General features: G+C 60.0%; 13 protein-coding genes, 1 tRNA gene and 1 riboswitch. Of the genes, 4 read left to right on the top strand and 10 right to left on the bottom strand.

Annotated elements, in window-relative coordinates:
* The first annotated feature begins 31 nt into the window (after positions 1–31).
* Entirely contained in the window at positions 32–346 is a 315-nt protein-coding gene (locus tag JHD80_RS01840) for an Rdx family protein (RefSeq protein ID WP_047580587.1), read from the top strand.
* A 125-nt stretch (positions 347–471) separates the two neighbouring features.
* Here the strand turns inward: JHD80_RS01840 and JHD80_RS01835 are convergent, their stop codons facing one another.
* Genes JHD80_RS01835 through thiO form a run of 4 tightly spaced genes read right to left on the bottom strand, consistent with a single transcriptional unit; the run spans position 472 to position 3,052 of the window.
* Positions 472–1,089, bottom strand: coding sequence for a thiamine phosphate synthase (locus JHD80_RS01835; protein WP_199084660.1), 618 nt, complete (start codon positions 1,087–1,089; stop codon positions 472–474).
* 14 nt (positions 1,090–1,103) lie between these two features.
* Positions 1,104–1,874, bottom strand: coding sequence for a thiazole synthase (locus JHD80_RS01830; RefSeq protein WP_199084659.1), 771 nt, complete (start codon positions 1,872–1,874; stop codon positions 1,104–1,106).
* Position 1,875: 1 nt separating this feature from the next.
* Positions 1,876–2,073, bottom strand: a complete 198-nt coding sequence (gene thiS, locus JHD80_RS01825) for a sulfur carrier protein ThiS (RefSeq protein WP_199084658.1) — start codon at positions 2,071–2,073, stop codon at positions 1,876–1,878.
* Positions 2,057–3,052: a glycine oxidase ThiO gene (gene thiO / locus JHD80_RS01820; RefSeq protein ID WP_199084685.1), complete on the bottom strand. Its 996-nt coding sequence runs from the start codon at positions 3,050–3,052 to the stop codon at positions 2,057–2,059. The genes thiS and thiO overlap by 17 nt, the downstream gene beginning before the upstream one ends.
* 78 nt (positions 3,053–3,130) lie before the next feature.
* Positions 3,131–3,232: riboswitch (TPP riboswitch) on the bottom strand.
* A 214-nt stretch (positions 3,233–3,446) separates the two neighbouring features.
* Here thiO and JHD80_RS01815 point away from each other — a divergent pair.
* Positions 3,447–3,537: transfer RNA gene (locus tag JHD80_RS01815), tRNA-Ser, on the top strand.
* 108 nt (positions 3,538–3,645) lie between these two features.
* A complete protein-coding gene (locus JHD80_RS01810) occupies positions 3,646–5,490 on the top strand; it encodes a site-specific integrase (protein ID WP_199084657.1) in 1,845 nt (614 codons plus the stop codon).
* Between the two features lie 41 nt (positions 5,491–5,531).
* Here the strand turns inward: JHD80_RS01810 and JHD80_RS01805 are convergent, their stop codons facing one another.
* Both JHD80_RS01805 and JHD80_RS28575 read right to left on the bottom strand, forming a co-directional pair.
* On the bottom strand, positions 5,532–5,852 hold the full coding sequence (locus tag JHD80_RS01805) for a hypothetical protein (protein WP_199084656.1): 321 nt from the start codon (positions 5,850–5,852) through the stop codon (positions 5,532–5,534).
* A gap of 465 nt (positions 5,853–6,317) precedes the next feature.
* Positions 6,318–7,196 carry an NAD(P)H-dependent oxidoreductase gene (locus JHD80_RS28575; RefSeq protein ID WP_248311336.1) on the bottom strand — a complete coding sequence of 293 codons (879 nt, stop codon included), beginning with the start codon at positions 7,194–7,196 and terminating at the stop codon, positions 6,318–6,320.
* A 198-nt stretch (positions 7,197–7,394) separates the two neighbouring features.
* Here JHD80_RS28575 and JHD80_RS01795 point away from each other — a divergent pair, with 198 nt between their 5' ends.
* A complete protein-coding gene (locus tag JHD80_RS01795) occupies positions 7,395–8,684 on the top strand; it encodes a SidA/IucD/PvdA family monooxygenase (protein WP_199084655.1) in 1,290 nt (429 codons plus the stop codon).
* 633 nt (positions 8,685–9,317) lie between these two features.
* On the opposite strand, the gene JHD80_RS01785 is transcribed toward JHD80_RS01795, so the two are convergent.
* The 4 genes from JHD80_RS01785 to JHD80_RS01770 form a co-directional block, all read right to left on the bottom strand.
* Positions 9,318–9,590, bottom strand: a complete 273-nt coding sequence (locus JHD80_RS01785) for an HU family DNA-binding protein (RefSeq protein WP_199084653.1) — start codon at positions 9,588–9,590, stop codon at positions 9,318–9,320.
* Positions 9,591–9,599: 9 nt separating this feature from the next.
* Positions 9,600–10,037, bottom strand: coding sequence for a Ros/MucR family transcriptional regulator (locus JHD80_RS01780; RefSeq protein ID WP_199084652.1), 438 nt, complete (start codon positions 10,035–10,037; stop codon positions 9,600–9,602).
* A 125-nt stretch (positions 10,038–10,162) separates the two neighbouring features.
* A complete protein-coding gene (locus tag JHD80_RS01775; protein WP_199084651.1) occupies positions 10,163–11,749 on the bottom strand; it encodes a hypothetical protein in 1,587 nt (528 codons plus the stop codon).
* The gene (locus JHD80_RS01770; protein ID WP_199084650.1) at positions 11,749–12,669 is read right to left on the bottom strand and encodes a hypothetical protein; all 921 of its coding nucleotides are present in this window, start codon (positions 12,667–12,669) and stop codon (positions 11,749–11,751) included. The genes JHD80_RS01775 and JHD80_RS01770 overlap by 1 nt, the downstream gene beginning before the upstream one ends.
* Positions 12,670–12,722: the final 53 nt, after the last annotated feature.

The raw sequence follows: 12,722 nt of genomic DNA, 5'->3' as shown, positions 1-12,722 counted from the left end.
CGGAGGCGACCTCCTGTTTCGGTGACCGATCATGACCCAGACCAAGCCCGCCCCCCGCATCGCCATCACCTATTGCTCGATGTGCAACTGGATGCTGCGCTCAGCCTGGCTCGGGCAGGAGCTGCTCTCGACCTTTGGGCAGGATCTCGGCGAGGTCGCGCTGATCCCGCGCACCGGCGGCATCTTCCAGATCCATTACGACGGCGAATTGATCTGGGACCGCAAGGCCGATGGCGGCTTCCCGGATTCCAAGGTGCTGAAGCAACGCGTGCGCGACCGACTCGACCCCGAGCGCAGCCTCGGCCATGTCGACGGGCATACGATGTCGGCCGAGGCGGAGAGCTGAGGCGCCGGAACCGCGGCGTCATCCCGGGCAAGCGTAGCGCAGACCCGGGATCCATCGGAGGGCTCGGCGCTCTACGATGGATCCCGGATCGGCGCGGCTTCGCCGCTTGTCCGGGATGACAGCGTTCAGGAAGCGGGAGAAAGGCGCTCCCGCGTCGCCGCGACCCAGGCCTTCAGGCGCCCCTCGGGATCGGCATTCAGCGTGATGTCCGTCACCGCCGCAACGATGTCGGCGCCAGCCTCGAAGACGCCCGGCGCCCGCTCCAGCGAAATGCCGCCGATGCCGACCAGCGGCAGATCGCCGATGCGGCGCTTCCACTCGGTCACCCGCTCCAGCCCCTGCGGGCCGAAGCGCATCTGCTTCAGGATCGTCGGATAGACCGGGCCGAGCGCGATATAGTCGGGGCCGGCCGCCAGCGCGCGCTCCAGCTCGGGCTCGTCATGGCTGCTGATGCCGAGCTTGAGGCCGGCCTTGCGGATCGCGCCGAGATCGGCGTCGTCGAGATCCTCCTGGCCGAGATGGATGAAACCGCAGCCCTCGGCGATGGCGAGCTTCCAGTAGTCGTTGACGACGAGCACGCAACCGGCCGCGGCGCACAGCGTCTTCGCGCGGGCGATCTCGCGCGCAACCTCGGTCTCGGGGCGGTCCTTGACGCGCAATTGCACCAGCTTGACGCCGAGCGGCAGCATCCGCTCCAGCCAATCGGCGCTGTCGAAGATGGGGTAGAACGGATCGAGCTTCATGCGGAGTCAGTCTTTCAGGCCAGGAAGGCTTTGCCCATGACGGGCGTGGAGGGAGCGGCCATGTCGCGCGCCTCGATCGGCTGCGCGGCGAAGGCTTGGCGGCCGGCGCGGATGGCAAGCGCGAAGGCTTCCGCCATCGCGGCGGGATCGCCGGCCTTGGCGACCGCCGTGTTGAGCAGGATGCCGTCATAGCCCAGCTCCATCGCCTGCGCGGCATGGGAGGGCAGGCCGATACCGGCATCGACGACCAGCGGCACATCCGGGAAATGCTGGCGCATGCTGCGCAGGCCATAGGGGTTGTTAAGCCCCCTGCCCGACCCGATCGGCGCGCCCCAGGGCATCAGGACCTCGCAGCCGGCATCGAGCAGGCGCCCCCCGACCACGAGGTCCTCCGTCGTGTAGGGAAAGACCTTGAAGCCGTCGTCAGTGAGGATGCGGGCGGCCTCGACCAGCGCGATCACGTCCGGCTGGAGCGTGTCGTCCTCGCCGATCACCTCCAGCTTGATCCAGTCCGTGCCGAAGACTTCGCGCGCCATCTGCGCGGTGGTGACGGCCTCCTTCACCGTGTGGCAACCGGCGGTGTTCGGGAGCACCTTGACGCCGAGCTCGCGGATCAGCGCCCAGAAGGCCTGTCCGGCGCCGCCCGACGATTCCCGCCGCAGCGAGACGGTGACGACCTCGACGCCCGAGCGCTTCACCGCTTCGGCCAGGATGGCGGGCGACGGGTATTGCGCCGTGCCAAGGAAGAGCGGGTTCTGCGGCTCGAAGCCATAGAAGGACGCCATCTCAACCTCCCTGCATCGGCGCGACGATTTCGACGCGATCGCCTTCGCTCAGCGCCGTCTCGGCGCGCTTGCGGGCCGGCACGAAATCGCCGTTCACCGCGGTCGCGACGATGCGGCCGCCAAAGCCCAGTTCGGCCAGCACCTCGGCCAGCGTCTTGGCGGCAACGGTCTGCGGGGCGCCGTTAAGCAGCAAGGTCATGCAGCATCTCCGGGGTTGCGTGCGGATTCAGTGCAGCCTCCGCCGCCATCCGCGCCATGGCGGGGCTGAGCAGGAAACCGTGGCGATAGAGCCCATTGACATGGATCACCCGGCCGCGGCGCGTCAGCCGCGGCAGGTTGTCGGGAAAGGCCGGACGGGCATCGGTGCCGATCTCGACCACCTCAGCCTCGGCGAAGGCCGGATGCAGGGCATAGGCCGCGCCGAGCAGTTCGAGCATGGCGCGGGCGGAGATGCGACGGCGCTCTCCGCTCTCGATCATCGTCGCACCGACCATGAAGAGCCCGTCCGCCCGCGGCACGATGTAGAGCGGGATGCGCGGATGCAGCAGCCGGACCGGCCGCGACAGGCTGATATCATCGCTGCGCAGCAGCAGCATCTCACCCTTGACGCCGCGCAGCTCCGGCAGGATGTCGCGCGCCGCCAGCCCCCGGCAATCGAGCACGATATCGGCATCGAGATCGGCCGGCTCGACGGCACTGTCGAAATGGATGACGGCGCCGTTCGCCACCAGCCGCCCGGCCAAAGCCGCGATCGCCTTGCGCGGATCGAGATGGCCTTCGCCCGAGAAGAACAGCCCTCGTGAGAAACGCCCGGTGAGATCGGGCTCCAGGCCGGCGATCGCCTCGCCGTCGATCTCCTCGAAATGGCTGGTGCGCTGGCCGAAGCGGCGCAGTTCAGACCGGTCCCGGCTCGGCGCGACCACGAGCGTGCCGTTGCGGACGACGCCACCGGCATGGCGCTCCCACCAGTCGGCAGACTGTTGCCCGAGCCGGATCACCGGCTCCTCGGCGCTTTCGCCCTCGCACCACGGCGCGAGCATGCCACCGGCATACCAGGAGCAGGCCTCGGCGCCGATGCGTGCTCCGCGCTCGTAGATCGATACCTGGGCGCCACGCGCGACCAGTTCGGTCGCGCAGGCCAGCCCGACGACGCCGGCGCCGATCACCGCGACGTTCAGGCCAGACTGAGGGCGTTGTGCCGTCATGTTCTTCCCTGCTTCCGGGAAGGCAGCGGCCTGGGGCGCGAGCGCGATGTCTGCGAACCGAAGACCGTTCCCTTCGCCGGCATTACCCGGATCAGGTACGATGGGTTGGCGCGAACCACGCCTCTCAGCCTTTCGGCACCCCAACGGACGGATTCAATCTAATGGCTGCCCGGCGGAGGAGCAAGGCAGGCCGGCGCAGAGCTCCTTTGCAGCAGCCTGCGGTCGATCAGCCCCCGCACCCTCTCGATCACGCCATTACCAAGGGAGTGCTCCCCCACTCTCGCGGCGCGCATTCACAAGCCTAGCAAAGGAAGTTGCCGACAAGGCTTGTCAAACGCCTCGGCAATCAGGCATAGAGCCTCTCGCCGGAGACGTGGCCGAGAGGCTGAAGGCACTCGTTTGCTAAATGAGCATACCCCACAAGGGTATCGAGGGTTCGAATCCCTCCGTCTCCGCCACTCCTAAGCCCTTGATATTTGAGGGTTTTTCCTGTTTTTGATTCCACGCGCTGTCACAGCAGCCTGACACATTCGGGATCAGCATCCCGGCATGATTCAGGAGCACGCATGTACCTGCATCGGCGGGGAGCGCATTGGTGGTTTCGTAAAGCCGTTCCTGTAGACCTCACGGCAATCCTTGGTTTCGAGCAGGTTCGTCGATCTCTGCGCACCAAGGACTCCGCTTTAGCGAGGCGCAGAGCATTACACATGCTGATTCGGGTCGATGACGTTTATGCGGTACTGCGCTCAAAACGCCCGCTGGGTCCAACGCGCGAAGTAGCACTGGCTCTGCTCGACGAGGCTCTTGAAACCAACGCGGGCACACGGTGGTCGTTCGAGTTCAAGCGCGACCTGATCAATGACGCCAAAGCTGCCATTTCAAACTTCGCTAGCGACCAGGAACCGGCGGGCGAGCGTGCACAAACCCCGCCGCGCAGACGTCGGAGCGGAATGGTATCAAGCGCGGTCGCTTTCGAGCTCCTCGGCCGCGAGGCTCCTCGGGGGCCAACCAACCAGGCGGCAATCGCGCTGCTGAGCGCGGTTGGTCAAATGGGAGCTATCAGCCCGGCGGAGGTGCGGACAGCTGGTTCAGCCGTGACAGACATCAGCGGGCCGTTTTACGTCGAACCTCCCGACCAAACGAGCGCCGCGCTGCGATCGGTAATGGCGCAGCTAGCCGAGCTGCAGGCGATAGTTGAAAAAACGAATGCCTCGGTTTCAAACTTGGAGATCAGGCAAACGCAAAGCTCCGCGCCTGCGGATGTCGACACCGTTTCGAAAGCGATTGCCGAAGAGCGCCGCACACGCTGGTCGGACGAGCCCTTGTCGGAGGCGATCAAGCAGTACGATGCGGCGGTAATTTCGCTATCGAGTAACGGCTTAAAGCATATCGAGGATGTCAGAACCCGCCTATTCGTTTTTCTGACATTCGTCGGCGATAAACCGGTTCGCGACGTGTCCCGGGACGATATCAAGATCTTCCGCGACCATCTTGAGCGCTTGCCAGATCGTGCGGCAACCCGCTTCAAGACCCTCGATGTGCGCGAAGCGATCGCGCTGAACGCCAAACGCAAGCCACCGGTTCGGCCGATCGGACCGGTCACGATCAATCTTAAGTATCTAGGTCCCGTTCATCGGTTCTTGGATTGGTTGGTGGATGAAGAAAAGATCGAACGGAACCCTGGAGAGGGCATCGGATCTATCCGGAAAGAAAAAAAGAGAGCGAAGCACAAACGCCTTCCGTTCAAGCCTGACCAGATTTCCCGGTTTTTCGCCGAGACCGCGAAATCGTCGAAAGTCTCGCCAATTTATTGGATTCCTCCGCTCATGCTGTTCACCGGCGCGCGGATTAACGAGCTCGCGCAACTTCGAACCGACGATATCAAGCATCACAACGGCCGCCTGCATCTCAGCATCGTTTGCTTGAGCGACGAGAGCGACGAAACCGGTGACGAGGTTCCGACGCGGCAGAAGACTCCCGATGAGCGTGGTGTGAAGACGGACGCGGCTCGGCGAGTGATCCCAATACACAACGAGCTTTTAAGGCTCGGATTTATCGAGTTCGTCGCTTCCAGGCGTGACCGAAAGAGACGCGAGTGCCAACTTTTCGACGAGCTCAAAGCCAACAGGCACGGCCATTGGAGCGCCGCGGTGTCGAAGACGCTCAACCGGCGCCTCCGAACCTGCGGCATCAAGAACCCTATCTACTCAGCGTACAGCCTCAGGCACAGTTTTCGAGACGCTTGTGTCGATGGCAAGGTGCGAGAAGAGACACGGATGAAGTTCATGGGGCATCAGCTACCCGGAATGAACGGCGTGTATGGCAACCCCGACCCTCTTCAGTCCGAAACCGATGAGATTGATTTGGTCGCTTTCCCACACGTTGATCTCGGACCATACCTAAAGAAATAGCTGCCCGAGCGGCCTCTCCGGTCAACTGGCGAGCCTTCGGCTCATTCGGTTGCGATTGCAAAAATCGCTTCAGAAACGTTGATTGGCAGCCAGGCTCTTTTGCCGCACGCGACAAGCTTGAGCTGGCCAGGCTTAATGTAAAATTCCATGCAAGATGTCATTGCGCGCACCGCGACGACGCCAAAATCATCGCGGCCTGTGACATCGCAGTACCTGCGGTACATATCGAGCAGATCGGAAGCGTGGGGCTCTGGTATCGCTGATCCTTCGGAATGCTCTCTCATGATCCCGTACACATGAAGGACCGCCGCTCTCAACGGCGAGAACTCCAAACCGCTTTTGAATTTTACCTTTTTAGCCATGTGTTCCTCGCTCGCAAGAGTTCCTGTGGAAGCCCACGTTCCTGCGTCGTGCACAATCTAGGGACATAGGTTGAAAGGAACTAAATGGCCCGACGGTCGGGCCATTTGGGCCCAAAGTCTTAGGTCTCGTATATCGCGGAAGCCGAAGTGAGACGGCGGGATTCGAACCCGCGCGAAGCCATTTATACTTCGGAGCGTGCCATCTGCGCCGGGGGGTATGGAGCAAACTTCCGACGCCCGCGATAGACCACTGTGCCACGTCCCTGGAATGCTTTTGGACTGGTCGGCCCGATATGACCAGTCACAGGGTCGTCAGAAGTCCGCGAGGGCAGCTAATATCTGCATCGATGGGCTATCTGCGAGGCCATGGCGCCCGATCGCGCTACATAGCGGCCCCTCACGACTTGGCACGAGTTCAATCAGCGAATCCTGCAAAAGGACTGGAGGCGTCGGCTTAGCTGCGGTTCACTTCTCGCGCCTCGCGGCACAATACGAGCGCCCCGGCTCCAGGACGATCGCGCCGTCGACCACGCTCGATTGCCCGTTGCTGACGAAGACGCCCTGGACGATGTGGCGCGCACGCATCGACTGCAGGATAGGGCGAAATGCGTAATCGAACGCTAGGACGTGGGCCAGTGACCCGCCGGTTGCGAGCGGCAATACCGCCTTGTTCGAAAGCCCGTACTGCGGAAGCAGGTCTAGGAAAACCTCCATCAAGCCGGAGCAAGATGCCTTGTAGATCGGAGTGGCGACGATCACCCCGTCGGCCTGGTCGATAGCTCCCAAAACTGGTGCGATCGAAAAGTGATCGGCGCGGCCCTTCACGAGCGCCTCGGGATCTAGATCGATAATTCGGAAATGTTGAGTTCCTGGCTGACGGGCAAGCTCGACGCGGTCGATCTCGACCCGCTTCCGCTCGTCTTCGTGTGCCTCCCGCTCCGCTGATGCCAAGGCCTCCTGCTCCGCCTTTTCCATTTCGAGGCGAAGCATGGAGAGCCCGTTTTGCTTGAAGACCATAACGGCGCGAGCCGCGCTCGCCTCATCTAAATACGTGAGCGTGTCATGGTAGGCCCTCTCGCCCTTGGCACGGGCCTGAGAGATTCTAGGCGAGCCCAGTGGGTAGGGAATGACCTTGTACGTCTGGCCAATAAGATCGGCGCCCGCACGCGACGCGCGCGCAGAAGCGAGAAGAGCCTTCGGCATCGTCCCCAGCAGGGCGGCGTAATTCTGGTCCACAGCCTGAAGTTGGACGCTCCCGAAGACAGAGACGCCGACTCCTATGAGGCCCGCGATGAGCACGGCGAGCATGATCTTGGTACGAATTTTGAGATCGGTAATCTTCATGGCGGGGATCCAGGCCAGTGGGCACCGGCGTAGCCACGCGCTTGGGCAGCTAATGGTTTGCTAACCCCAGCAATTTTCGAATCTCACAATACAAAAGGGCATCATTCGCCAATTTTCTATGCAGCAATGACGCACGCCGTTTGCTAGCCAATATGAAGGGCGCGTCAAAGCGTCTCGCTGCCGAACCGGCGAGGAACCGTGAAGAAGATTGCTGTGATAGGCGGTGGGCCAAAGGCGGCTGCAATTTGTGCGAAGGCGCACAGCTTCAACCTCTCCTCCTCTGAGCGCCTCGATGTCCGCGTGTTTGAGAGGGATAAATGGGGAGCCGCCTGGTCAGGCGATCATGGCTACACCGACGGAGTTCAGCGGCTATGCACACCAGCCGAGCGAGATGTCGGATTTCCCTATGACCAAGGCCTACTCGACACTGCAGGATTACAGCGGCTGTTCCAGGAATTTTCCTGGAACTCGTTCCTGATCGAATTAGAAGGCGGATCTCTGACGAATTACCGCAATTGGGTCGACCGCGGCCGTAAACCTCCACCGCATCGCCATTACTCAGCCTATATCACATGGGTCATTGAGAAAGCGGACGTAAAGAGAACTCTTGCCAACGTGACTGCAGTTAGCAGACGAAATGGTAAATGGGCCATCACACATGAAAAGAAAGGTATTGTTAAGACCAGCGTCGGTTTTGACGGCGTAGTTTTCACTGGATCCGGACCCGCTTTAAGCGGCTTCGATCGAGATAGTGATATTAGGATCATAAACGGCGTTGATTTCTGGACGTCTCCAGATCAATTTCTTAAAAAAGCGCAGCCCGGTGATGCTCCGATCGTTATCGCTGGCTCCGGCGGAACTTCGGCGGCGATTGCAGCGTGGATTGCCCGCAACAAGCGGGAAATTCCTGTCCTAATCATTGGAAATCAAGCTGCACTTTTTACACGGACCGAGAGCTTCTTCGAGAATGCATTGTTTTCTGACGATCAAGCCTGGGCCGCGCTCAATGTGGAGGAGCGCATCAGCGTGACAAAGCGCCTGACGCGCGGCGTGGTTTGGTCTTCTGTTTCAGACATTTTGTCATCCTCGGCGGACATAAGTTTCCGCCCTGGGCGAGTAAAATCGGTCTCGGCAACGCAGGCCATTCATGGGCAACCATCGGAGCTTTCAGTGGAAGTTTTAAACAATGCGGGCACGATCAATCTACCAGCCAGCTTTGTAATAGACGCAGCGGGCTTTGACGCCTGGTGGTTCCTAGGGTTGCTACCCGCCGATCTCAGGGAGGCGTTTCAGGGAGTTGACCCCAGTGAAACGCGGAAGCAGCGAGAGAAAACCGCCGAGGGCATCGCTGAGGATCTGTCGTTGCCCGGTAAATTTACGGGATTGCATGTGCCGATGTTGAGCGCGGCCCAAGGTCCTGGGTTTGCATCGTTGATGGTGCTCGGCTCAATGAGCGAGCGGATACTGGCTTCCTATGTCGCCTCATGACAGGAACTCGGCAACGGCATACATATGTCCGTGTAAAGGAGGGTCGCCATGGCTGAGCGAGATGTGAGGATGGTTCTTCGCACCGTCTACCTCCCACCGGAAGTGGACGAAAAACTTCGCGTTATGGCTTTCCGGCAGCGGATCACAAGAGACGAACTGATTCGCGTTGCTGTCGAGAAGATTCTCGGTGCACCGCGAGCAGACAGGCCTCGAAGAGCACGAAAAGCAGCGCCGGAGGCTAGAGGTGACGCCCCGACCACGTTGCCGACCGACCCTCCAGTTCGCACCGCCAAACAGAAAGCAGCGATTGAATCTGCTAGAGCAATTATGCGTTCTCGAAGCGTAAGCGAGCAGACGCGCGTCGCACCGTCAATCGTTGGAAAGTCTGGGGCGAAGGGAGCACCGTCGAAACCGAAGCGCAGATAGCGCTTCCCCCTAATTCCGCGACTTGGATGGCGAAACATAGAGTTGCTGAACGCAATCGCCTATCGAACCCCGGCCGACAGGTATGAATCCGGGCCAAAAAACTAGAAAGCTCAACGGTTCTTTGTCGAGAGCGGTCGCGGGCAAAATGCGTCGCTCCGTTAGGCGCGACTAACGCGCGGCCCGCAGTAGATCGGGCCGCGCATCAAATCAAGCAACCGCGTCCGCCAGGTCCTTGGCAACCTTGAACTTGACGATAGTCTTGGCCGGGACGTCGAGCATGGCGCCCGTCGAAGGATTTCGGGCCTGGCGCGCGTCACGCTTCACAGCCGCAAGCTTGCCGATACCACCGAGCGTAACTTCGCTGCCAGCGCTCAAGGATTTGGCTGCAACCGCCGCCAGCGACGCCAGGACCGCCGATAGATCGGCCTTCGTTTTTGCAGCCTCTTCGGAGATCGCGGCGATCAGTTCGTTCTTCGTCATGATCGACCGTCAGTTCGCCTTGGAAGCCTTGGCGCGCGTCACCGGCTTACGGCGCTGCTGGCCGAGGCCAATCTTCTTGGCGAGGTTCGAACGCGCTTCCGCGTATGCAGGGGCCACCATCGGATAATCGACCGGCAGGCCCCACTTGGCGCGGTAGTCCTCGGGAGACATGTTGTACTGCGTCCGAAGATGCCGCTTCAGGGATTTGAACTTCTTCCCATCCTCGAGGCACACCAGGAAGTCGGCCGTGATCGACTTTTTGACTGAAACGGCCGGCACCGGCTTATCTTCTGGGAGAGCGACAGGGGCATTGCCGAGCCCTGTGATGGCAGAATACGTCATTGCAATGAGGGTCGGTAAATCGGCTGCCGGGACACTGTTATTCGAAACATAGGCGGCGACAATATCGGCGACCAAGCCAATCAGGTTCTCGGTATTTTCGGCCATGAGCCAATCTTTCTTATCTCGTAGAACAGCCATCCCAATAGGCCCATGGCAGGAATCCCGAGTACGCTGGGCGAATCCGCACTTCAAGCGAATTCGGTCGACGATTGCCGTGTTGATCGGCCCAACTACCCGCTGAGATCGATCCTAGTGATAAATGGCCCCCCGAAACCGACCGCGAGATCGAAGACAAGATTGTCTTTACCGGATCGGTCAGAGGAAGAGACCTTCACTCTGGCAATTACGTTGTTGTTTCTGAACCGGATATTTGAACAGGAAATTGTACGCTCCGGAGCAAAAGAAGCGTCGAAGAAAGCGTCCTGCATCGGCTGAGGAAGTGGAAAAATTGATTGCTGTCGATGCAGCGCGTCGCGAACCAGAACGGTCACAAACGCTGCTCTTGCCCAGGAGCTGCCCCACAGCGCGACCCTTCCCAGATGGCTAGCAAACAAAGCCCAGACATTCGATCCATGCCGGAACCGTACGAGGTCTTGGCAACTCACCCACAGCTTGCCATCGCAAAGATCCAAAATCAGTTCGTCAACGTCAAAGAATTCAGACGCGCCAATGATCAATGAAGCTTCATCGATAAAATCTGGCAGCCGAAAATCTCGCGGCACCGGCCGCGCGGTCATGCGGGGGGTCCCAGTGATCGCCAGCTTGAATTGGGAACGGCCGTCCGTTATCGCGAGATCCGAGCGTTTTTCGTCGGCGATGGATTCCACGCGCCAGCCCAGCGCCACCATCAAGGTCTGGACGGTGCGCTCATACTCTTCGCCAAAGTTCGGTCCGGCAGCGCCGTGAAGCGATCTCAGGATCACAGCAGCTACGTTCGCAGGCACGTTGGCGCTTTCCTGCGTGAGTTCACGGAAGAGCGAGTTGCCCAAAGCTTCGGACCAAGGGCGCCGTCCATAGTGATTAACGAGCCGAACCCCCGCGACTGGATGACCTCGCACCTGTGCAATGCGGCTGTAAAGCTGCCCCCATGCACCGACCTCGGCGTCTCCGTTTTGGCTTTTGGCACAGAAGAACGCTGCGCCTCGCCACTGGGTCGCGAGCGCGTAGATAAATTTCCAGTTGTGCGCCGCGATAAGCAGCTCGTTTGTGAGTTGAGATATTTGTGAGCGGATGGACCCTACCCTTTGCCGAACCCGTCGAGGAATGACCAGAATCCCGACTAAATCATCCGACACGAGTGAGCCGAGATAATCCGTTTCGCTCTCGTCCACGACCGCGAAAATTATCATGCCGGGGATTTCGGGGGCGAAGCCTATCGTCTGGTTCACGTCGTAGACGTCGATGATGACGATTTTGGCCCCGCTAAATTTTCGGCACGCATCGGCAAATTGAAGCTCTTCTCCGCGTTTGAATACTTCGAAATCTCTAAAAATTGTCCGCCGATCACCTAGATCAAATAAATCATCCCTCGCGACGTATATAAGCGCACTCAAAACCTGAACTGGAAGCAAATCCTCCTGCACGAATGGATTTGGATCTACGACTGTGTTGGCGTCGCGCTTTACCTTTGTTACGCTGAGATGTGTGAAGAGCATTCCGCGCAGATCCTGGCCTCGCAGATCTGCGCCATCCATGACGGTTCCGATAAAAAGAGTCGCGGGATCCTCACCGGCGACCTGAGCGAGCTTGCGGAGATCTCCGGTATCGGCGTCAGCAATCTCCGCGATACCATCGAGCCAGTGGCGCCTGGATTTCATCAGATCGGCTCAGCAATCGTGGCGCTCACGGTGATCATCGCAAACGGGTCAGAAATATCCCCTGTCAGCAGGCCAGCTTGAGCAAGCCTGGTTCGGATGACAGCTTCAGCAGCCAGCTCCTTGTTTCTTCCGAATGGATCGCCAAGAGCTTTCCAGCCCGGCCGATCGATCTGGATATCCGTTATCAGCAGATCCTCGCGTCTGCACCGGAGCTCCACTCTGACGCTTGGGGCAAGGCTCGGCGAGCCCTTTGGCCGATCGTCGTTGACTTTGGCGCGCGGGGCCTTGTCCGCGCTCCACGGCTTGCCAGACAGTGCTTGTTCCGCAGATGGCTCGATGGTCCAGCAGTGGTTTCCTTCGGAATCCAGCTTGTGCCTTATCCGCATTGCCGTGGCATTCTCGGCGATTTTGATAAGGGTCTGGCTTTTTCCGCCTAAGGCGTAGAACGCCTTTGCAGCCAGCCGCCCTTTTACGAGATGTTGATCAGCTTTGAGGAGGGCGTTTGCGCCCACCTCTCGCTTCTCCTTCGAAGACACCGTTTTTTGGGTGCTCACCTTAACGGAACGGTTATCGCGGCTCACCGATGTCGGATCGATTGAAGCAGGCTCCCCGGGAGGGATGATCACGACCACCTCCGCGCGCCTCAGAGCCAATCGAAATCTGACGCCAGACCCCTCTTCGCCTCCTATCCGGCCGACATCGAAGGAAACATCGACGTGAAGAGCCGCGGCCTTGCGGGAGCTCGTAAAGCTCTCGTGCCAAGCTTCTAATGAAGCGACCTCTGCCAACGCTCGACGGCGATTATCCGAATTCAAAGTGCGAACTCCGTGGTGCCGCTGGTAGTCAGCCATATGCGCGGACTGCAACTCAGCAAAGCAAGCACCGAGTTGCAGAATCCAAGACCGCGCACCGCGATACATGCGACAGCGTCCTTTCGACCAGTCGCGGACAACAGATCCCTCGAAACTGTTCG

This window comes from Allobosea sp. ASV33 (assembly GCF_016428755.1).
Classification (GTDB): Bacteria; Pseudomonadota; Alphaproteobacteria; order Rhizobiales; family Beijerinckiaceae; genus Allobosea.
This window is presented reverse-complemented; position numbering and strand designations above follow the sequence as displayed.

Coding starts and splice junctions, on each gene's coding strand:
- JHD80_RS01840 (WP_047580587.1), top strand. CDS start 32: ATGACCCAGACCAAGCCCGCCCCCCGCATCGCCATCACCTATTGCTCG.
- JHD80_RS01835 (WP_199084660.1), bottom strand. CDS start 1,089: ATGAAGCTCGATCCGTTCTACCCCATCTTCGACAGCGCCGATTGGCTG.
- JHD80_RS01830 (WP_199084659.1), bottom strand. CDS start 1,874: ATGGCGTCCTTCTATGGCTTCGAGCCGCAGAACCCGCTCTTCCTTGGC.
- thiS (WP_199084658.1), bottom strand. CDS start 2,073: ATGACCTTGCTGCTTAACGGCGCCCCGCAGACCGTTGCCGCCAAGACG.
- JHD80_RS01810 (WP_199084657.1), top strand. CDS start 3,646: ATGTACCTGCATCGGCGGGGAGCGCATTGGTGGTTTCGTAAAGCCGTT.
- JHD80_RS01805 (WP_199084656.1), bottom strand. CDS start 5,852: ATGGCTAAAAAGGTAAAATTCAAAAGCGGTTTGGAGTTCTCGCCGTTG.
- JHD80_RS28575 (WP_248311336.1), bottom strand. CDS start 7,196: ATGAAGATTACCGATCTCAAAATTCGTACCAAGATCATGCTCGCCGTG.
- JHD80_RS01785 (WP_199084653.1), bottom strand. CDS start 9,590: ATGACGAAGAACGAACTGATCGCCGCGATCTCCGAAGAGGCTGCAAAA.
- JHD80_RS01780 (WP_199084652.1), bottom strand. CDS start 10,037: ATGGCCGAAAATACCGAGAACCTGATTGGCTTGGTCGCCGATATTGTC.
- JHD80_RS01775 (WP_199084651.1), bottom strand. CDS start 11,749: ATGAAATCCAGGCGCCACTGGCTCGATGGTATCGCGGAGATTGCTGAC.
- JHD80_RS01770 (WP_199084650.1), bottom strand. CDS start 12,669: ATGTATCGCGGTGCGCGGTCTTGGATTCTGCAACTCGGTGCTTGCTTT.